Here is a 20,207-nt window from a genome sequence, read left to right as displayed (position 1 = left end):
CCGCGCGCGGGACACTCAGCCGGCGGCAACCTCGTCGCGCGGCTGTGCCAGTGCCTGACTGACCGCGCGTTCGAACATCGGCGCGGCATCGACGATACGCGCTTCGCCCCGCGCCAGCTGCAGCGCCAGCGCGTCGGGCGCAATCGAGGTGGCGCGCGGCGAACCCGGATTGGTGAACAGATAGATGCCGCGCTGCGGACTGACCCAGTTCAGGCGCATGCGCGAAAAACTGCCGTCGGGCTGCTTGAACTCGACCCAGTCGCCACGCTTCAGTTCGGCCACCCGACCTTCGTCGGCAATGTCGAGGTGCGCCGGAAGATTGAGCGAAATGTCCTCGTACTCGAGGCCATCCTGCTCGACGTGCTCGGTCACCACTTCGGGCGCAGGTACCGCATCGTTCGCCGAGCCCTCGCCCGGCACCCACTGCTTCACCGGCGGCGGCGCGCCAGGCGTCGCCCCCGGCTTGATCCACTGCGCGTGCAGATCGAACAGGCCGTTGAGCAGCAGCAACTTGTCGGCCGGGTGCGCTTCGGCCGTGTCGAAACCCTGATTCAGCCTGCGCAGCAGGCCGGGCAACGCCTGTACCAGCTTGCGCCGCTCTTCCGGATCGCTCTTCGGCTGCACGCTCCAGATCAGTTCGTCCGCGGTTACCAGTGCCTGCCGGTAATCGACCTCGGTATCGGCGCCGCGCTCGGCTAGCGTGCGCAGCAGGCGGCGCCAGACGCCGTCGAGCAGGTTCTGCACCACCGCAGGAAGCGGCGTGCGCAGACGGTCGTCGACGGCGTCGTCGGCGGCGCGACGCGCATCGTCGCGGCGCAGACGTTCCTGTTCGCGCTCTTCGGCCAGACGGGCGGCCGTTTCGGCACGCTGCGACTCCTCGGATTCGAGCGCCTCGATGAAGCTTTCGAGGTCGCTGTTGCAGGCCTCGAACAGGCTCATGTCGCGTTCGAAGTCGCGCAGGATGCGATCGACGATTTCCGCCAGCTTCACGTACAGCGGATCGTCGTGTCCGACATCGCGGCCCCAGCGCAGCATGGCCTGGGAAATGAGATCGAGCAGGCGGCGCGCCGGATGCGCTTTGCTGGAGAAGAAGCTGCGATCCAGCATGGCCACCTTGACCAGCGGAATCTGCAGCCGGCCGACCAGCGCCTTGATCGGATCGGCGATGTTCGCGTCGTCGAAGATGAGGTCGAACAGCATCGCGACGATGTCGACCGTGATCGCGTCAAACTGCCCCAGATGCCGGCCGAGATCGGAACTGCGGAAATCGCGCAGTACATTCACCGGAACGGGAAGGCCGACACCCGGGCTCACCGGCAGATGATCGGCCTCGGCCTGCAGCGCACTCAGCGCCTCGAACACGAAGGGCGAGGCCGGCGTGAAGCCGGCGGCGGGCCCGGAGCCGCCGGCAGCAGGCATCGGAATGCCCTGGGCGGCCATCTGCCCCTGTACCAGCTGGGCCAGCATCGCATAGATGTCGCCCTCGCCATCGAAACCGCCGACGCCGGACATCGACGGATCGCCGAAGCCCTGATGCATCGATGTAGTGCCAAAACCCTGCGTCATCGACGCGCTGCCGAAGCCCTGTACCGATGACACGGTGCCGAAGTCCGGCCGCGGCATCGCCGCCTGTTCGCCACCCGCTGCCGCCCCGGCGCCGCGCGGCCGCGTCCCGGCCATCGGTGCGCGCCGGAACCCGCGGCGCAGCCCGGGCAGCACGTTCTGGCGCACCAGCCGGGTATTCAGTTCCTGATAGAGACGAGCCAGTTCGTTGGAAATCTGCTGCTCGAGCGATTGCAGCAGCACCAGACGCATCTGCACGCCCGGATCGACCTCCTCGGACGCCGCGCGCAGCGCGTTGGCAATGGCTTCGGTACCGATCGGATTGTCAGCATCGGTCGGATCCTGCTTGCCGAGCAGACTGCCCAGGCGCTGTTCGACCGCGTACAGATCCTCGTCGCAGTGTTCCTTCAGCTTGCGGGTGATTTCGCTGACCGCCAGATCCTGGGTCAGCACGTCCTCCTCGACCAGGCTCAGCTCGTCAAGCGATTTCGGCGCGGCGTCGGCCGAAGCCTTCAGCGGCTCACCGCGCACGCGGGCATCGAAATAGCGCGAAAGATTGTCGATGAAGGCCTGCTCGATACCGGCCCAGTTCTCGCGGGCCTTACCGCAGGTGAACATGTAGAGGTTGCGCTGGTCGCGGTCGAGCTCGGCTTCTGCACGCGCAACCAGATCTTCCTCGATCTTGGTCAGCATGCCGTGCAGCGATTCGCGCAGACGACGCAGCGTAAAATCGCGGCAGTCGTTGATCACGCGTCCGCGTTCGGGCGGCAGATTGGGAGGCATCGGTGAAGCGGCGCTCATTGTTTACCTTTGCGGTCGCTCAAAGCGACCTGAAAAGGCCGAAACCCGGGCAAGGTTCAGGTCGGAGCGCAACCTGTGGCGCAGTATAGCGGCGGCCCCGCTGTCATGGGGTGTCGTCACCCTGTAGACCGGAAACTTTGCGTCGCCGTCTTTCGACGGGTTTGCCCTGGTTCAGCTGTTATCAGATTTCACCGAAATTAACGGTCCGCCGGGCGCGGACTTGAGGGTCTCCCCGGCGGTCGAGCCGATCACACCTGCAGTGTCGCGATGATGGAGTCGATTTCCTCCTGCGATTCGGCCACCACCGCGTCGAGCGTTTCGTTGTCGATGTCGGCGGTGACGGTCTCGGCGATCGCCGCGTCGTGCACTGCCGTCGCACTGCAGAACGGGTTGGGGAAGGCCGCCATGCTCTCGGCCAGGAAAAGCACGTCGGCCAGCGAACGCGGCGGCACGACCGGGCCGGTGATCGACGGATCGTCGACCGCATCGATGATCTGGGTCGGCACCTTCAGCGATTCGAGCACTGCCCGACCGACACTACGGCTGAAGCTGAACATCAGGCCGCTCAATTCCTCCTCGCGCTGCAGCAGCGCCGGGAAGGCCGACGCACGGGCCAGCAGGTAGAACTGGCCGATCTCGTGCACCACACCGGCGAACATGGCCGCATCAGCGTTCAGTCGCGACAGCCGGCGCGCGATCACATAGCTCAGCGCCGACACGTGGATGGTGTGCTGCCACAGATCGTGCGTCATCACGCGCAGTCGCTCGTCGGCACGCGCATCGACCATCTGGCGGACGATGAGCGACATCGTGAGCATGCGGATCGGCTCGGTGCCGACCCGGTTGACCGCGGTGCGCACGTCGGTGATTTCGTTGCCGCTGCGGTTGTAGGCGACCGAGTTGGCCAGACGCAGCGCCTTCGCGCTGAGCACCGGTTCGGCGCCGACCAGGCGCGCGACCTCGTTGATGTTGATGTCCGGGTTTTCGAGCGCCTGGCGGATGCGCAGCGAGACGTCGATGCTGGTCGGGAACACGATGTCCCCCGATTCCAGTTCGGCCGAAAGTCGTTGCAGTGCTTCAAGCGATGCGTTCACCGGCTCACCCATGAGTTGTCCCCGTACATACACAGTTCGATGTACGGGTCTACGGCAGGCCGGCGAATGTCTTGAATCCGTGGGGCGAGCGCCCCCTGCGCTCAGCCGGCGTGGCGCGCGATGTAATCCTTCATGGCCGCCACGTCGGCATCCATCACCTCGAAGCGCTGCGGCAGCGATTCCAGGTTTTCCATGCCGGCCGGGCGTACCGGTTCGCGGCCCAGCGCCTCGACCACGGTTTCCGAGAACTTTGCCGGCAACGCGGTTTCCAGCACGATCATCGGCACGCCGGCTTCGCGCCGCTCCAGCGCGACCTTGAGGCCGTCAGCAGTGTGCGTATCGATGGCGCGCCCCCAGCGTTCGCTGGCCAGCCGCATCGTGGCGACGCGGTGCGCGTGATTGCTCGCGCCGGACTGGAATCCGTACTCGGAAGCCACCTTGCCGAACAGCGACGACGCCGACAGATCGAACGGACGGCCGCGATCGACCTCGCCCCACATCGCCCGAACCTGGGCGGCGTCGTGGCCGACCAGGTCGTAGATGAAGCGTTCGAAGTTGCTGGCCTTGGAAATGTCCATCGACGGGCTGGTGGTGTGCAGCGTTTCGGCGGTGGCGCGCGGACGATAGATGCCGGTACGGAAGAACTCGTCGAGCACGTCGTTCTCGTTGGTCGCCACGACCAGGTGACGGATGGGCAGGCCCATCATGCGAGCGATGTGGCCGGCGCATACATTGCCGAAGTTGCCGGACGGCACGGTGAAGCTCACCTGTTCGCCGTTGTGCTTGGTTGCGGCGAAATAGCCCTTGAAGTAGTACACGACCTGGGCCGACACGCGCGCCCAGTTGATCGAATTGACCGTGCCGATGCAGTACTTCGATTTGAAGTCGAGATCGTTGGACACCGCCTTGACCATGTCCTGGCAATCGTCGAACACGCCGCGGACCGCGATGTTGAAAATGTTCGGATCCTGCAGGCTAAACATCTGCGCCGTTTGGAAACGGCTCATCTTGCCGTGCGGGCTCAGCATGAACACGCGCACGCCGTGCTTGCCGCGCATCGCGTATTCGGCGCTGGAGCCGGTGTCGCCCGATGTGGCACCGAAGATATTCAGCTGCTGGCCACTCTTCTCCAGCGCGTACTCGAACAGATTGCCGAGCAGCTGCATCGCCATGTCCTTGAACGCCAGCGTCGGGCCGTTGGACAGTTCGAGCAGGTGCAGGCCGGGCTCCAGCGTGTACAGCGGCGTGATGTCGCGCGCATCCGAGCCGGACACCGTGTTGCGATACACCTCCGGCGTATAGGTACGGTCGATCAGCGCCTTCAGGTCGGCGGCCGGAATGTCGTCGGCGAAGCGCGACAGGATGGCGAAGGCGAGCTGGCGGTAATCCATGCCGCGCATCGCTTCGAGATCGGTCGCCGTGAACCGCGGGTACTGCACGGGCATGGCGAGGCCGCCATCTTCCATCAGGCCGCCCAGCAGGATTTCGGTGAAGCGCTTCTGCGGCGCCTGGCCGCGGGTGGATACGTAGTACATCGCGTCGTGCATCGGATTCGTGGTCGAAAAGCGGCGCGCGGAGCGCGCGCAAGGGGCATTAATCTAGCACAGCGTACCGCCAGCCCCCGGCCAGCGTTCGCCGTAGTTATGGGCACATGTTCGCACCACAATGGGGCGTGCAGGTAGACTGCCGGGTTTTGTCCGGACCGTATCGATGACCGGCCTGACCGAACTGCTGCGGCGCCACCTGGTATCCGACGCACCGCCGCTGTCCCGCGCGGAACGCTGGCGCAGCACGCTCGCCGGCTTCTTCGGCCTGCTGCTGTTCGAGGGCGTGCTCTTCGTGCTGCCGCTCGGTGCCGAGGAAAAACGCATCCTGGCGCCACTGGGCGCGACCTCCGTCATCCTTTTCGCGCTGCCGCACAGCCCGCTGGCCCAGCCGTGGTCAGTGATCGGCGGCCTGCTGCTGTCTGCACCACTGGGCTATGCCTGTGGTCACTGGCTGCCGGCCGGACCGTGGGTGATGGCGGTCGCGCTGGCGGCGTCGATCTGGCTCACCGCATGGGCGCGCTGCATCCACCCGCCCGCTGGCGCGATGGCGCTGACCATGGCCATGGCCGCCGCCCAGGGCGCGGCCATCGAGCCCGCCTTGATGGCGACGGCGGCGAACACGATCGCCATCATGGTGGCGGTGATGGTGGTGAACAACCTCGTTCCCGGCCGCCATTACCCGCAGGGCACGCCGCCTGCCGCCCAGCAGCAGATGCATCAGGCGCCGCCCGTCATCGCCCACCGCGATCTGGAGGCAGCGCTGAGCGAGATCGACAGCTTCCTCGATATTCGCGAGGACGATCTGGTCGATCTCTACGAGCGCACGTTGCGGCATGCCTTCAAGCGCGTGCATCGCATGCGCTGCGGCGATCTGATCGATGGCGCCGTCACGGCGCCCGCCGTCGAATTCGCAACGCCGCTGGCGGACGCTTGGCTGCTGATGCGCAAGCTGCGGGTCGATACGCTACCGGTGGTCGACCGCAGCCGACGGGTGATCGGCCTGCTGTCGCTGGAGGACTTCCTGCGCGAAGTGTCGCCCGAGGCGAACCGATCGATGGGCGAAGCCGTGCGCCATCTGCTGGCGCGCTCGCCGCACACGCATTCGGACAAGGCGGAAGTGGTCGGACAGATGATGCGCGAGGTGCGCGACGGCGTGCTGGTGCTGCGCCAGAACGACAGCGTGGCCGACGCGGCGGAGGCGCTGGCCTCCGGTCGTCAGCCGGCGGTACCGGTGATCAATGGCGCCGACCGCCTGGTCGGCATGCTGGATCGCACCGACATGGTGGCGGCGCTGTATCACCGGATCGAACTGGCCGACGCGATGAGCGCCGAGCCGGCGCCGGCCGGCTGAGCGCCGGCCCGCCCTGCCCGCTCAGCCGTTCAGTTCTTCCAGACGCAGGCGCGTCACCGCGCCCACCGTGCTGTCCAGCGCCTCGATGCGGACGATGGCCGCGTCGACCTGCTTCTCGCGGGTGACGTGGGTAAGCATGATGATGTTGGCCTGCTGCTCGCCCTCCGACGGCTCCTTCTGCAGCATCGCGTCGATGCTGATGCCCTGGTCGGCGAGGATGCGGGTGATGTCGGCCAGCACGCCCGGTTTGTCCTGCACCCGGAGACGCAAGTAGTAGGCGCTCTCGACCTCGCTGATCGGCAGGATCGGGGTATCGGACAGCTGATCGGCGCGGAAGGCGAGGTGAGGCACGCGGTGTTCCGGGTCGGCGGTGTGCAGACGGGTCACGTCGACCAGATCGGCGATGACTGCGCTGGCCGTCGGTTCGGCGCCGGCGCCGCGGCCGTAGTACAGCGTCGCGCCGACCGCGTCGCCCTTCACCACGACGGCGTTCATCACGCCTTCGACGTTGGCGATCAGGCGCTTGGCCGGAATCAGCGTCGGATGCACGCGCAGCTCGAAGCCGTCGGCCTTGCGCTTGGTGATGCCCAGCAGCTTGATGCGGTAGCCCAGTTCTTCGGCGTAGCGGATGTCGTCGGCGGTCAGCTTGGTGATGCCCTCGATGTGGGCGCGCTCGAACTGCACCGGGATGCCGAAGGCCAGCGCCGACAGCAGCGTGATCTTGTGGGCGGCGTCCACGCCTTCGATGTCGAAGGTCGGGTCGGCTTCGGCATAGCCCAGGCGCTGCGCGTCGGCCAGCGCGTCGGCAAAGGTGAGGCCCTTGTCGCGCATCTCCGACAGGATGTAATTGGTGGTGCCGTTGATGATGCCGGCGATCCAGTCGATGCGGTTGGCGGTCAGGCCTTCGCGTACCGCCTTGATGATGGGAATGCCGCCCGCCACGGCCGCCTCGAACGCCACCATGACGCCCTTGGCCTGTGCCGCGGCGAAGATTTCCTGGCCGTGCACGGCGAGCAGCGCCTTGTTGGCAGTGACCACGTGCTTGCCGTTGGCGATCGCCTCCAGCACCAGCTGCTTGGCCACGGTGTAGCCGCCGATCAGCTCGACCACGATGTCGATGCTGGGGTCACGCACCACCTCGAAGGCGTCGCCGGTCACGCGGGCGGCACCACCGGTCATCGACTTCGCGCGCTCGACGTCGCGATCGGCGACGGCGGTGATCTGGATCGGGCGACCGGCGCGACGGGTGATTTCTTCCTGGTTGCGCGTAAGCACCGTCCAGGTGCCGCCGCCGACGGTGCCGATGCCGAGCAGGCCTACGTTGATGGGTTTCATGCTGTCCCTCGTCTTGTAATGGGTGCCGCGGACCGGTCAGGCCAGGTCACGCGAAAAATGAAAACAGGCGATGTGCATGCCTTCGCGATGGTAGAAGCGGTGCGCATCGACGCGATGGGTGCCGGAATCCAGCCGCAGCCGGGTCGCGCCGCGCGACTTCGCCTCGGCCGCCAGCCAGTCGAGCAGCCGCTTGCCGACACCGCGCGAGCGCGCCGCCGGATCGGTCACCAGATCATCGACGTAGAAGAACACACCGCAGGACGTGTTGCGATAGCTGCGGAAGACCGTGACACCGACGACCTTACCGTCAGCGACGGCAACCGCGATCTCGCCGCCGTCGGCCACGATGCCCTGCATCGTGCCGGCGTAGTCAGCCGGCAGATCCGGCCGCAGCGCGCGATGCACGGTTTCGGCCCTGGCGAGCCAGCCCGGTTCCGTTACCGCGCGAGCAACAGCCACGCGCACCACGTCGAGCGCCGGCGACTCAGGTGCCATGACGTTTGCGGTAGCCGTCGAGGAAGCGTGCGATGCGGCCGATGGCGTCGCGCAGGTCGTCCTCGTGCGGCAGGAAGACGACGCGGAAGTGGTCAGGGCGCGGCCAGTTGAAGCCGGTGCCCTGCACCAGCAGCACGCGCTGCTCCTCCAGCAGTTCGAGGATGAAGCGCTGGTCGTCCTCGATCGGGTAGATCTTCGGATCGAGCTTCGGAAAGAGGTAGAGCGAAGCGCGCGGCTTGACGCAGCTCACGCCCGGTATGTCGGTCAGCAGTTCCCACGCCACGTCGCGCTGACGCGCCAGACGGCCGCCCGGCTTGATCAGGTCATTGATGCTCTGGTAGCCGCCAAGCGCGGTCTGGATTGCGAACTGGCCCGGCACGTTCGAACACAGGCGCATCGACGCCAGCATGTTCAGGCCGTCGATGTAATCGCGCGCGTGGCGCTTGTCGCCGGACACCACCATCCAGCCGGCGCGGTAGCCGCAGGCGCGGTAGTTCTTCGACAGGCCGTTGAAGGTGACGAACAGCAGATCGTCGGCCAGCGAGGCGATCGAGGTGTGGGTCGCGCCGTCGTACAGCGTCTTGTCGTAGATCTCGTCGGCGAACACGATGAGCTTGTGCTCGCGCGCGATCTGCACCAGGTCGCGCAGCAGATCATCGGAATACAGTGCGCCGGTCGGGTTGTTCGGGTTGATGATGACGATGGCGCGCGTGCTCGACGTGATCTTCGAACGGATGTCGTTGAGGTCGGGCATCCAGTCGGCGCCCTCGTCGCAGATGTAATGGCGGGCAGTACCGCCGGCCAGCGTCACTGCGGCGGTCCACAGCGGATAGTCGGGCGCCGGTACCAGCACCTCGTCACCGGTGTTGAGCAGGCCCTGCATCGCCATCACGATCAGCTCGGACGCGCCGTTGCCGATGAAGATGTCGTCCACGCCGACGCCGGGAATCCTCTTCTCCTGGCAGTACTGCATGATGGCCTTGCGCGGCGCGAACAGGCCGCGCGAGTCGGTGTAGCCGGCGGCATCGGGCAGATTGCGGATCACGTCCTGCACGATCTCTTCCGGCGCATCGAAGCCAAACGGTGCGAGGTTCCCGATGTTGAGCTTGATGATGCGGTGGCCGTCCTCCTCCATCTGGCGGGCACGGGCGAGGACGGGGCCGCGGATGTCGTAACAGACGTTGGCAAGCTTGGACGACTTGGTGACCGGCGGATGCACGATGGCGGACTCGGATGACTCTTTGGGCGTATGGCGGGACATGTGGATTACCTATGCGGCGGCGCGCGCGCACTTGCCGCTGCCCTGGCAACATTGCCGACAGGCGAAAAAGGTATGATTGTAAGCGACCGTCGAAAGCAGGGCAAAACCGTTCTGGCGGCCACGACGATACAGTTGCGAACCACCCCGGACATCACCCCACGCGACGTGAAGCTGCACCAGACTCCCCGCCCCACCATTCCGCTGGTCACCGGCTTCGGCGACGGCTATCTGCAGATCGGCGAACGCCGGGTCACGCGCACCATCCTGATCGCGCCGGAGCAGTTGCGCGAAGACTGGGGCGCCGACGACCTCGACCGTCTGAAGCCGGAAGACTTCACCGAACTCGCGGCCCTGCCGGTGCAGATCCTGCTGCTCGGCACCGGCCCGACCCAGCGCTTCCCGCACCCTTCGCTGCTGCGGCCGATGATCGAGGCCGGCATCGGTGTCGAGGTGATGGACACCCTCGCCGCCGCCCGCACCTACAACATTCTCGTGGCCGAAGGGCGAGCGGTGGCCGCCGCGCTGCTGCTGCCCGACGCGACATCCTGACCCCATCTTTCTGCACGCACTGGAGACCGAGACACGATGAGCGAAATCCGGGCTGACGACTTCACCCTGCCCTCCACCTCCGGCGCCGACTTCCTGCTGTCCGCTGCCGGCAAGCCGCTGGTGATCTACTTCTACCCGAAGGACAGCACGCCGGGCTGCACCACGGAAAGTGCGGACTTCCGCGACCGCTACGGCGATTTCAAGGCGCTCGGCGCCGACGTGGTCGGCATTTCGCGCGACAGCATCAAGTCGCACCAGAACTTCAAGGCAAAGCTCGAACTGCCTTTCGAACTGCTGTCCGACCCGGACGAGACGGCATGCGCGCTGTTCGGCGTGATGAAGATGAAGAACATGTACGGAAAACAGGTGCGCGGTGTGGAACGCAGCACTTTCGTCATCGGTCCGGACAACCTTATCCTGCGCGAGTGGCGCGGTGTGAAGGTGCCGGGCCACGCGGAAGAGGTGCTCGCCTTCGTCCGCTCGCTCTGAAACGCCGCACCCACGACACCACCCGAGACTTCACGCCCACAGGATCACATGGCCACCCGACGCCCCGCAGCAGCCCCTGCCCGCCGTTCCCGCAAGTCGCCCCCGGCCACCAAACTCTTCGTTCTCGACACCAATGTGCTGATGCACGATCCGACGTCGCTGTTCCGCTTCGAGGAACACGACATATTCGTGCCCATCATGACGCTCGAGGAACTGGACAACAACAAGAAGGGCATGACCGAAGTGGCGCGCAACGCGCGCCAGGTGAGCCGTCTGCTCGACGAGATCGTCAGCGGTGCCGAGGACAAGATCGCCGAAGGCATACCGCTGGCGGCCGCATCGAGTGAGCTCGCCAGCGGTCATCTGCTGCTGCAGACCGAAGCCATCAACGGCGTGCTGCCCACCGCGCTGCCGACCGCCAAGGCGGACAACCAGATCATCGCGGTGGTGATGCACCTGTCCGAACGTCACCCGGGTCGTCAGGTCATCCTGGTGTCGAAGGACATCAATATGCGCATCAAGGCCCGCGCGCTCGGGCTGCATGCGCAGGATTACTTCAACGACAAGGTGCTCGAAGACACCGACATGCTCTACACCGGCACGCGCGAGCTGCCGGAGAAGTTCTGGGACGAGCACGGCGGCAACCTCGAGTCGTGGAAAGAAAACGGCCGCACGATGTACCGGGTCAAGGGCCCGCTGTGCCCGGATCTGCTGATCAACGAATTCGTCTACAAGGAAGCCGGCGCCAAGCAGGACAAGCCCTTCCATGCGCTGGTGCGGGAACGCGCCGGCAAGACGGCGGTGCTGGAAACGCTGGTCGACTACAGCCATCACAAGAATTCGGTCTGGGGCATCCTGGCGCGCAACCGCGAACAGAATTTCGCGCTGAACCTGCTGATGAACCCCGAGGTGGACTTCATCACGCTGCTCGGCCAGGCCGGCACCGGCAAGACGCTGCTGACACTGGCGGCCGGACTCACCCAGGTTCTTGAAACCAAGCTTTACAGCGAAATCATCATGACCCGGGTTACCGTGCCGGTCGGCGAGGACATCGGCTTCCTGCCCGGTACCGAGGAAGAGAAGATGACGCCGTGGATGGGCGCGCTCGAAGACAATCTGGACGTGCTGAACAAGACGGACGATCCGAATGGCTCAGGCGAATGGGGCCGTGCCGCGACGATGGATCTGATCCGCAGCCGCATCAAGGTGAAGTCGCTGAACTTCATGCGCGGGCGCACCTTCCTGAACAAGTTCCTCATCATCGACGAAGCGCAGAACCTGACGCCGAAGCAGATGAAGACGCTGATCACGCGCGCGGGCCCCGGCACCAAGGTCGTATGCCTGGGCAACATCGCGCAGATCGACACCCCTTACCTGACTGAAGGCAGCTCCGGCCTGACCTATGTCGTCGACCGCTTCAAGGGCTGGCCGCACAGCGGCCACGTCACCTTGCAGCGCGGCGAGCGTTCGCGTCTGGCCGACCACGCTGCCGAAGTGCTCTGATCCCTCACGGAGGACATCGCCATGACCTTCATCGACCCGATGCTGCTGGACCAGCAGCTGTGTTTCGCCCTGTACGCCGCCGCCCACGCGATCACGCGCTGTTACACGCCGGGTCTTAAGGCGCTCGGGCTGACCTATCCGCAGTATCTGGTGATGCTGGTGCTGTGGCAGGAAGATGCACTGACGCTGAAGGCACTGGCCGAACGGCTGGATCTCGATTCGCCGACGCTGACGCCGCTGCTCAAGCGGCTCGAAGCCAACGGCTACCTCACGCGCGCGCGCAATCGCACCGACGAACGGGCACTCGAGATACGACTGACCGAGGCCGGCCACGCGCTGCGGGAAAGAGCGGAGGAGGTACACGCAGAGGTCGCCCGTCAGTCCGGCCTGCCGCCGGACGCGATGGCGCGCATGCGGGCCGAACTGCAGCGCCTGAGCGCACAGCTCAAGGGCGCGGAACAGGCGCGGACACAGGCGGGCTGATCCACGCCCGGCAAGCGTGGCGGATCGGGCAGCAATCAGTCGCCGAACAGCTTGCCGACGGCCTCGCCCACACCCTTCACCACCGAACTGCCCGCATTGCCGACGCCGCGCACCAGGCCCCCAAGACTGACGCCGAGCGACTCGGCCATGGCGCTGGTGACGCGCGTTGCGAAGCCTTCGTTCAGCGAGAATTTCGGATCGTCGATGCGACCTTCCAGCGTGAAATCGACGCTGATGCGCTCGTTCCTGTCCTTCATCAGCCCGACCACCGCCGCCCGCGGCATGCCCATGAAGGTGTTGCCGGACGCCAGTTCGAGTCCGGTCAACGTGAGCGTGCCCGGCGCCTTCAGGCGCTTTTCGGCGACGACAGGACGGATGTCCAGATCCATCGTGCCGCGCTTGACGCCGGTTTCCGCGGCCTGGATCAGATAGGGCTGGAAGGCGACCAGATCGACGCCGCGCAGCGAGAACTCCAGCTTCGCGTCGCGCGTGGCCAGCACGACCTCGCCATTCAGTGCCAGCCGACCGTCCTGTCGTGGCCCCTTGACGGTCCCGTCGACGGCCAGCGTGGTCGCGCTGTCGAGCGCTGGCAGGTCGATCGGGCCGATGTCCGCATTGAGCGCCGTCAGCGCCAGCCGGTGTGGCGTGCGTCGCACGCTGGCGTCGAAGAAATCGAGTGCGCCGTCGCGCAGTTCGATGCGCGCGACATGTACCGGCGGCATGCTGCCGTCCGTGTCGGCAGCCGAGCCCGTTTCGAGCAGGGCGGGCAGCACGCGCAAGCCACCTTGCCGCGTACGCAGCATGGACAGATAGGCGCCCTCGACGGTAATCCGAGCGATGCGTACGCGTGCCGACAGCAGGTCGCGCAGTTGCGGCACCACCTCGACGCGCTGCGCGCGCAGTTCGTCGTCGGCCGGCCATGGTGCATCGCCGTCCCGCTGCGCGCGGATGCGCACCTCGTGAAGCACCACCGCATCCAGCCGGACCTCGACGCTGGCCACCTCACCACGCGGCCCCAGCGCTGCCTCGACCTGGCTGCGCAACATGTGCAGCGCGAGCTGGAAGGCGCCGGCACCGAGCACCGCCAGAACGACGATGACGATGGCGAGGCGACGCAGCCAGACCGTCACGCGCGCCTCAGTAGGAACCGGGCCGTGCGGCGTTGACGAACTTCGTGTGCTCGCCCTGGAAGCCGAGCACCACGGTACCGGTCGGGCCGTTACGGTGCTTGCCGATGATGATCTCCGCCAGACCCTTGTCCTGGGTATCGGGGTTGTACACCTCGTCCCGATAGATGAACATGATGATGTCGGCGTCCTGTTCGATGGCGCCGGATTCGCGCAGATCGCTCATCACCGGTCGCTTGTTCGGACGCTGTTCCAGCGCGCGGTTCAGCTGCGACAGCGCGATGATGGGCACGTGCAGCTCCTTGGCCAGCGACTTGATCGCGCGTGAGATTTCCGAAATCTCGGCGGTGCGGTTCTCGCCGTCGCGGGTGCCGGACATCAGCTGGAGGTAGTCGATTACGATCAGGCCGAGCTTGCCGCACTGGCGATAGAGCCGGCGCGCGCGGGCCCGCAGGTCGGTCGGGTTGATGCCGCCTGTCTCGTCGATATGGATGGGCGCCTCGTGCAGCTTGCCCAGCGCCATCGTCAGCCGACCCCAGTCATCGTCGGTCAGGCGGCCGGTGCGCAGACGCCCCTGGTCGATCTTCGCTACCGACGAAACGAAACGCATGGCCAGTTGGGTGCCCGGCATTTCGAGCGAGAAGATGGCAACCGGCAGGCCGAGCTCGACCGCGACGTGTTCGCAGATGTTGAGCGCGAAGGTGGTCTTGCCCATGGCCGGACGGCCTGCGACGATGATCATGTCTCCGGGCTGCAGGCCGGCGGTCTTGTCGTCGAGATCGACGTAGCCGGTCGGCACCCCCGTCACTTCCGACGGATCGTCGCGGTCGTACAGTTCCTGGATGCGATTGACCACCTGCACCAGGATGGGCTGAATGGCGACGAATCCCGTACTGGCCGAAGCGCCCGCCTCGGCGATCTCGAATATCTTCGATTCCGCCTCGTCGAGCAGCGTCTTGGCATCGCGTCCGCGCGGCGTCAGCGCATTGGCGGCGATCTCATCGCCGACGCTGACCAGCTTGCGCAGGATGGCGCGCTCACGGACGATTTCCGCATAGCGGCGGATATTGGCGGCCGACGGCGTGTTGTTGGCGATTTCGCCCAGATAGGCCAGCCCGCCGGTCTGCTGCGCCTCGTCGCCCTTCTCGATCGATTCATAGACGGTCACGACATCGGCCGGCTTACCCTGCTCGATCAGCTTGGCGATGTGGCGGAAGATGCGGCGGTGATCGTCGCGGTAGAAGTCGGATTCGTTGACCTGGTCGCCAACACGGTCCCAGGTACTGTTGTCCAGCAGCAGACCACCGATCAGCGACTGCTCGGCCTCGATCGAATGCGGCGGCAGCTTCAGCGCCGCCACCTGTCTGTCCTGCGCGGCCTGGGCCGCCTGGGCGTCCGGACCGGGTGCGTTGCGCACGCTGCTCATGATGTCTTTTTCATTCTGGAGAACTTGCCGGGGCAATCCTGCAATCTAGCCGCGCAGCGTCTGCACGACAACTGCACAAGCTGTGGAAAAGCTGTGGGCTTTGCTGTGGATGAGATGTCGGTTCGTCTGCGCGTCAACGAAAAAGGCCACCCGCAGGTGGCCTTTCCGTCGCAGCCCGAAGGCCGGCGATCAATGCTCGCCGAGCACCGACACCGTCACGGTGGCGATCACGTCCGAGTGCAGCGCGATCTCGAACTGAGCATCGCCCACGGCCTTCAGCGGGCCGTCCGGCATGCGCACCATCGACTTGTCCACCGGGAAGGACTGGGCAGCCAGCGCTTCGGCGATGTCGGCCGTCGACACCGAGCCGAACAGGCGGCCATCGACACCGGCCTTGCGGGTGATCTGCACCATGAAGCCTTCGAGCTTCTCGGCGACAGCCTTGGCAGCGGCCAGACGTTCGGCAGCGGCCTTTTCCAGTTCGGCACGGCGGGCTTCGAAAGCAGCCAGGTTTTCCGGCGTCACGCGCTTGGCGCGGCCGGTCGGGATCAGGAAGTTGCGGGCGTAACCGTCACGCACCTTCACCACATCGCCCAGATCGCCGAGCTTGGCGACCTTGTCCATCAGGATTACTTGCATGGTCGTCTCCCTCGATTACTGGTGCAGGTCGGTGTAAGGCATCAGCGCCAGGAAGCGTGCGCGCTTGATGGCGGTCGACAGCTGGCGCTGGTAGCCAGCGCGGGTGCCGGTCAGGCGTGCCGGCATGATCTTGCCGTTCTCGGAGATGAAGTCCTTCAGGATTTCAACGTCCTTGTAATCGATCTCTTCGATCTTCTCTGCGCTGAAGCGGCAGAACTTGCGGCGCTTGAACATGCTGCGCGAGCCGCGATCGTCCTTCTTCTTGCCGTTCTTCGGTCTGAAAGCCATGGTGGTTTCCTTCCACTGTTGCGACGCCGGGCTCAGTTGCCCGAGGTCACGAATTCGATACGGGTTATGTGCATGACGCCCTGCCTGCTTTTCGCACTGCGGGCTGCCATGAATCCTTCTGCGATCAACGACGTTCCGAGCGGGGCTTGAGCGAGCATCCTTGCCAGGTCTCCCAGCAGCACGAAATCGGTTTCAAACCTGACTTCGCGTGGCGCACCGTTTTCGATCTGCTGCGAGAAGTGCTCGAGGCATCCACGCAGGATCGGCACGCCGGCCGGGGTCTGTCTCAGTGCATCGCGTTCGATCAGCGTGGCGGCCAAGGTGAAGCTGTTTGCCGCCGGGCCGACCGCGCCCTGCCCTTCGGTCAAGCCGCCGGCTGTTCCGCAGCCGGGGCAGCGGCTTCAGCAGCCGGTGCCAGCAGCGAACGCGACTTCTCTTCCTTCATCATCGGCGACGGCGTGACGACAGCCTTGCGCATCTTGATGGTGAGGTGGCGGAGAACGGCGTCGTTGAACTTGAAGGCGTGCTCGAGTTCGGCCAGCGTTTCGCCGTCGCACTCGATGTTCATCAGCACGTAGTGAGCCTTGTGCACCTTCTGGATCGGGTAGGCCAGCTGGCGGCGACCCCAGTCTTCCAGGCGGTGGATGCTGCCGTTGCGGCCGGTGACCAGCGTACGGTAGCGCTCGACCATGGCGGGCACCTGCTCGCTCTGGTCCGGATGGACGATGAAAACCACTTCGTAATGTCGCATGTAATCTCCTTGCGGTTCAGTGCCGGGCAAACACGAGCCTGTCCGGCGGTTACACCTCCCGGCATGCGAATCCGGTGAGGCAAGGTAAGCCCGCGAGTATAGCGCGCGGGCCGTGATTCTTACAAGCCGCCCTTTGCCGTGCGCTGGCGCCGCGCCTCGAACAGGCACACGCCGCTGGCCACCGACACATTCAGGCTTTCGACCGTGCCGTGCATCGGAATCGACGCCAGCACGTCGACGGTTTCGCGGGTGAGCCGGCGCATGCCGTCGCCCTCGGCGCCGAGCACCCACGCCACCGCGCCCGACTGGTCGACCGCGTACATCGACTTGTCGGCCTCACCGGCCGCACCGATGGTCAGGATGTCGCGCTCCTTCATCTCGCGCAGGCTGCGCGCCAAATTGGTCACCGTCACGTACGGCACGGTGTCGGCCGCACCACTGGCCACCTTGATCGCCGTTGCGTTCAGGCCGACCGCCCGGTCGCGCGGGGCGACCACGGCGTGCGCACCGGCCGCGTCCGCCACGCGCAGGCAGGCACCGAGGTTGTGCGGGTCCTGGATGCCGTCGAGCACCAGCAGCAGCGGCGGCTCGGACAGCGTATCGAGCACGTCGTCGAGCGAGCGGTAGGGAATCTGCGCCAGCACACGCGCCACCACGCCTTGATGACGCGCGGCGCCTCCGGCCAGGCCGTCGAGGCGTGCCGGCTCCATCTGTACCCACTTGACGCCTGACGCCTCTGCGGCACGGATCAGATCGCGCATGCGACCGTCCTGACGCGCGGTGGATACGAACAGCTCCTTCACCGCATCCGGGGCGTGGCGGATCTTCGCGGTGACCGCGTGGAAACCGAAGATGTAGCGGGTATCGCTCATTCGCGCACCCTCCGCTTCGGCACAGCCGACTTCGGTGCACGGGAACCGCTCTTCTTGGCGGCGGACGGCTTCTTCGCCGGGGTTTTGCTCACTGCGCTCTTCTTTCCTGTCGTTTTCTTCGTTGCGCTCTTCGCCGTCTTCTTCGCTGCCGGCTTCGGTGCTGCAGCCTTGCCAGTCTTGGGCTTGGCCGTCCGCGTGGGCGGTTCAGTGCGCGGCGCGGGCGCTGCCGTTTCCGGTGCAGCAGGCTTCGCCTTCGCTTTTTCTCTCACTTTGGCGTGCGATGCCTGCTTCGCCTCCCGCGCGGACGCATCGCCCTCGACACGCCGGCGCGACGCGGCACCGGTCGGCCCCGGCTTGGGCGTCAGCTTCGCCTGCTGCGGCACACGACCGAAGTCCCGCTCGGCACCGCCGGCAAGTCGGAAATCGATGCGCGTGTTGTCGAGATCGACCCGCACGACCTGGATGCGCACGCGATCGGCCAGGCGATAGATGCGGCCGCTGCGCTCGCCGACCAGGCGATGCTTGCCTTCGTCGTAATGGAAGTAGTCGGCACCCAGGTCGGAAATGTGCACCAGACCCTCGATGAACACGTCGTCGAGCGCGACGAACAGGCCGAACGGCACGACCGCCGACACGCTGCCCTCGAACTCCTCGCCGACGCGGTCCTGCATGAAGTAGCACTTGAGCCAGTTGGTCACGTCGCGGCTGGCTTCGTCGGCGCGCCGCTCGGTGGTCGAGCAGTGCAGACCGATGTCGGACCAGTCGCCCGGCGCGTATTTCTTCTTCGCCAGCGCGGCCTTGATCGCACGATGCACGAGCAGATCGGGATAGCGGCGGATCGGCGAGGTGAAGTGGGTATAGGCCTCGTAGGCCAGACCGAAGTGGCCGACATTGTCCGGGCTGTAGATGGCTTGGCGCAGCGAGCGCAGCATCACCGTCTGCAGCAGCTGGCGGTCGGGGCGGTCGCCGATGCGTTCGAGCAGCGCGGCGTAGTCCTTCGCGTGCGGCTTGTCTCCGCCACCCAACTGGAAGCCGAACTCACCGAGGAAGGCGCGCAGCTTCTGCAGGCGGTCTTCGCTCGGACCTTCATGCACGCGGTACAGCGTGTCCTGCCCGCTCTCTTCGAGGAAACGCGAGGCGCAGACGTTGGCCGCCAGCATGCATTCCTCGATCAGCCGGTGCGCGTCGTTGCGCGCGTACGGCACGATGCGCTCGATCTTGCCAGCATCGTTGAACAGCATCTGCGTCTCGACCGTTTCGAAGTCGATGGCGCCGCGCTTCGCACGCGCCTTGCCAAAGACACGGAACACCGCGTCCAGCGCTTCGAGGCGCGGCAGCAGCGGCTTGAGCCGCTTGCGGGCGTCGGCATCCTTGTCGTACAGCGCGGCCGCAACCTCGGTGTAGGTCAGGCGTGCCCTGGAATTCATCACTGCGGCGTAGAAGCGGAAACGCTGGATCGCGCCGGCGGCCGACACATCCATGTCGCACACCATGCACAGGCGGTCCACCTGCGGATTGAGCGAGCACAGCCCGTTGGACAGCTTCTCCGGCAGCATCGGAATGACCCGGCGCGGGAAGTAGACCGAATTGCCGCGCTCGAACGCTTCGGCATCGAGCGCCGTGCCCGGCTTCACGTAATGACTCACGTCGGCGATTGCCACGACGAGGCGAAAGCCCCGCCCCTGCTTCTCGCAATACACGGCGTCGTCGAAGTCCTTCGCCGTTTCACCGTCGATGGTGACCAGCTCCAGGTCGCGCAGATCGACCCGGCCGGCGCAGTCCTTCTCGCGCACCTCGTCCGGCAGACGCTTGGTTGCTGCCAGCACCTTGGCTGAGAACTCGTGCGGCATGTCGTGCTTGCGCAGCGCGATCTCGATCTCCATGCCGGAGTCGCCGTAGTTGCCCAGCACCTCGACCACGCGACCGATGGGCGGCGTGTAGCGCGTCGGCTGTTCGATCAGTTCGACCTCGACCACGGCACCGGCCGCGGCCTTCAGCGCGCGCTTGCCCTTCTCGGGGGCGGCCAGCACGATCTGCTGACGGATGCGGCGGTTCTCGGCGATGCAGAACTGCACGCCGTGCTCCTCGACAACGCGGGCGATCAGGCGCGAATTCGCGCGCTCGGTCACCTCGACCACCTTGCCCTCGGGCCGGCCGCGACGGTCGGTGCCGCTGATGCGTACCAGCACGCGGTCACCGTGCAGCACGCTGCGCATTTCCTGCGCACTCAGGAAGATGTCCTTGCGCTCCGCCTTGGCCCCGGGCGGCGTCTTGTCGTCGCCGACGATGACGAAGCCGAAACCATCGGGATGCCCCTCCACGCGACCGGCGATCAGATCGGCCTTGTCGGGGATGATGTAGGCGTCGCGACGATTGCGCATCAGCTGCGCCTCGCGCTCCATCGCGCCGAGGCGACGCACGAAGTAATCGCGCTCGTGCGGCTGTATGTCGAGTGCCTGGACCAGTTCGTCGGCACTCATCGGAACCGCTGCCTGCTCAAGCACTTGAACGATGTACTCGCGGCTCGGCAAGGGGTTTTCGTAGCGAGCGGTTTCACGCTCGAAGAAGGGATCCGCGCGGCGGATCTTGCTCAGTTTCACTTTTTTCTCTTTTTCTCTTGACAACGTAGATGC

General features: G+C 65.7%; 19 protein-coding genes and 1 riboswitch. Of the genes, 5 read left to right on the top strand and 14 right to left on the bottom strand.

Annotated features, from left to right (window positions below):
• Window positions 1–15: 15 nt before the first annotated feature.
• The 3 genes from WJU27_RS03790 to thrC form a co-directional block, all read right to left on the bottom strand.
• Window positions 16–2,364 (bottom strand): DUF1631 family protein, encoded by a 2,349-nt coding sequence (locus WJU27_RS03790; RefSeq protein ID WP_341421167.1) that lies wholly within the window; start codon window positions 2,362–2,364, stop codon window positions 16–18.
• 87 nt (window positions 2,365–2,451) lie between these two features.
• A riboswitch (cyclic di-GMP riboswitch) is annotated at window positions 2,452–2,540 on the bottom strand.
• 72 nt (window positions 2,541–2,612) lie between these two features.
• Window positions 2,613–3,458 carry an HDOD domain-containing protein gene (locus tag WJU27_RS03785; RefSeq protein ID WP_232416033.1) on the bottom strand — a complete coding sequence of 282 codons (846 nt, stop codon included), beginning with the start codon at window positions 3,456–3,458 and terminating at the stop codon, window positions 2,613–2,615.
• A gap of 101 nt (window positions 3,459–3,559) precedes the next feature.
• Window positions 3,560–5,005: a threonine synthase gene (thrC, locus tag WJU27_RS03780; protein WP_341421166.1), complete on the bottom strand. Its 1,446-nt coding sequence runs from the start codon at window positions 5,003–5,005 to the stop codon at window positions 3,560–3,562.
• Between the two features lie 163 nt (window positions 5,006–5,168).
• On the opposite strand from thrC, the gene WJU27_RS03775 reads away from it, so the two are divergent.
• Complete coding sequence (locus WJU27_RS03775; protein ID WP_341421165.1) at window positions 5,169–6,356, top strand: HPP family protein; 1,188 nt, start codon at window positions 5,169–5,171, stop codon at window positions 6,354–6,356.
• Window positions 6,357–6,377: 21 nt separating this feature from the next.
• On the opposite strand, the gene WJU27_RS03770 is transcribed toward WJU27_RS03775, so the two are convergent.
• The 3 genes from WJU27_RS03770 to WJU27_RS03760 are packed head-to-tail and all read right to left on the bottom strand — an operon-like array spanning window position 6,378 to window position 9,447.
• The gene (locus tag WJU27_RS03770) at window positions 6,378–7,691 is read right to left on the bottom strand and encodes a homoserine dehydrogenase (RefSeq protein ID WP_020164921.1); all 1,314 of its coding nucleotides are present in this window, start codon (window positions 7,689–7,691) and stop codon (window positions 6,378–6,380) included.
• A gap of 36 nt (window positions 7,692–7,727) precedes the next feature.
• Complete coding sequence (locus tag WJU27_RS03765) at window positions 7,728–8,186, bottom strand: GNAT family N-acetyltransferase (protein ID WP_341421164.1); 459 nt, start codon at window positions 8,184–8,186, stop codon at window positions 7,728–7,730.
• Window positions 8,176–9,447, bottom strand: coding sequence for a pyridoxal phosphate-dependent aminotransferase (locus tag WJU27_RS03760; RefSeq protein ID WP_020164923.1), 1,272 nt, complete (start codon window positions 9,445–9,447; stop codon window positions 8,176–8,178). Before WJU27_RS03760 ends, WJU27_RS03765 begins: the two co-directional genes overlap by 11 nt.
• Window positions 9,448–9,519: 72 nt before the next feature.
• Here WJU27_RS03760 and WJU27_RS03755 point away from each other — a divergent pair, with 72 nt between their 5' ends.
• The 4 genes from WJU27_RS03755 to WJU27_RS03740 are packed head-to-tail and all read left to right on the top strand — an operon-like array spanning window position 9,520 to window position 12,471.
• Window positions 9,520–9,996, top strand: coding sequence for an Mth938-like domain-containing protein (locus tag WJU27_RS03755; protein WP_020164924.1), 477 nt, complete (start codon window positions 9,520–9,522; stop codon window positions 9,994–9,996).
• Window positions 9,997–10,032: 36 nt separating this feature from the next.
• Window positions 10,033–10,485, top strand: a complete 453-nt coding sequence (locus tag WJU27_RS03750) for a peroxiredoxin (RefSeq protein ID WP_296811922.1) — start codon at window positions 10,033–10,035, stop codon at window positions 10,483–10,485.
• A 48-nt stretch (window positions 10,486–10,533) separates the two neighbouring features.
• The gene (locus WJU27_RS03745; RefSeq protein WP_020164926.1) at window positions 10,534–11,988 is read left to right on the top strand and encodes a PhoH family protein; all 1,455 of its coding nucleotides are present in this window, start codon (window positions 10,534–10,536) and stop codon (window positions 11,986–11,988) included.
• Between the two features lie 21 nt (window positions 11,989–12,009).
• Window positions 12,010–12,471, top strand: coding sequence for a MarR family winged helix-turn-helix transcriptional regulator (locus WJU27_RS03740; protein ID WP_019917998.1), 462 nt, complete (start codon window positions 12,010–12,012; stop codon window positions 12,469–12,471).
• Between the two features lie 35 nt (window positions 12,472–12,506).
• On the opposite strand, the gene WJU27_RS03735 is transcribed toward WJU27_RS03740, so the two are convergent.
• The 8 genes from WJU27_RS03735 to rnr form a co-directional block, all read right to left on the bottom strand.
• Window positions 12,507–13,601 (bottom strand): DUF748 domain-containing protein, encoded by a 1,095-nt coding sequence (locus WJU27_RS03735; RefSeq protein ID WP_341421163.1) that lies wholly within the window; start codon window positions 13,599–13,601, stop codon window positions 12,507–12,509.
• 7 nt (window positions 13,602–13,608) lie between these two features.
• Window positions 13,609–15,024, bottom strand: a complete 1,416-nt coding sequence (dnaB, locus tag WJU27_RS03730) for a replicative DNA helicase (RefSeq protein WP_020164928.1) — start codon at window positions 15,022–15,024, stop codon at window positions 13,609–13,611.
• A 189-nt stretch (window positions 15,025–15,213) separates the two neighbouring features.
• The gene (gene rplI / locus WJU27_RS03725; RefSeq protein ID WP_029143718.1) at window positions 15,214–15,663 is read right to left on the bottom strand and encodes a 50S ribosomal protein L9; all 450 of its coding nucleotides are present in this window, start codon (window positions 15,661–15,663) and stop codon (window positions 15,214–15,216) included.
• A gap of 15 nt (window positions 15,664–15,678) precedes the next feature.
• Window positions 15,679–15,951 carry a 30S ribosomal protein S18 gene (rpsR, locus tag WJU27_RS03720; RefSeq protein WP_008058994.1) on the bottom strand — a complete coding sequence of 91 codons (273 nt, stop codon included), beginning with the start codon at window positions 15,949–15,951 and terminating at the stop codon, window positions 15,679–15,681.
• 32 nt (window positions 15,952–15,983) lie between these two features.
• Window positions 15,984–16,319, bottom strand: a complete 336-nt coding sequence (gene priB / locus WJU27_RS03715) for a primosomal replication protein N (protein ID WP_341421161.1) — start codon at window positions 16,317–16,319, stop codon at window positions 15,984–15,986.
• Entirely contained in the window at window positions 16,316–16,702 is a 387-nt protein-coding gene (gene rpsF, locus WJU27_RS03710; RefSeq protein WP_008058992.1) for a 30S ribosomal protein S6, read from the bottom strand. Before rpsF ends, priB begins: the two co-directional genes overlap by 4 nt.
• A 119-nt stretch (window positions 16,703–16,821) precedes the next feature.
• Window positions 16,822–17,574 (bottom strand): 23S rRNA (guanosine(2251)-2'-O)-methyltransferase RlmB, encoded by a 753-nt coding sequence (gene rlmB, locus WJU27_RS03705; RefSeq protein WP_296811936.1) that lies wholly within the window; start codon window positions 17,572–17,574, stop codon window positions 16,822–16,824.
• Window positions 17,571–20,174: a ribonuclease R gene (gene rnr, locus WJU27_RS03700; protein ID WP_341421160.1), complete on the bottom strand. Its 2,604-nt coding sequence runs from the start codon at window positions 20,172–20,174 to the stop codon at window positions 17,571–17,573. Before rnr ends, rlmB begins: the two co-directional genes overlap by 4 nt.
• Between the last annotated feature and the right edge of the window lie 33 nt (window positions 20,175–20,207).

This window comes from Methyloversatilis sp. NSM2 (assembly GCF_038066675.1).
GTDB classification, from domain to species: Bacteria; Pseudomonadota; Gammaproteobacteria; order Burkholderiales; family Rhodocyclaceae; genus Methyloversatilis; species Methyloversatilis discipulorum_A.
This window is presented reverse-complemented; position numbering and strand designations above follow the sequence as displayed.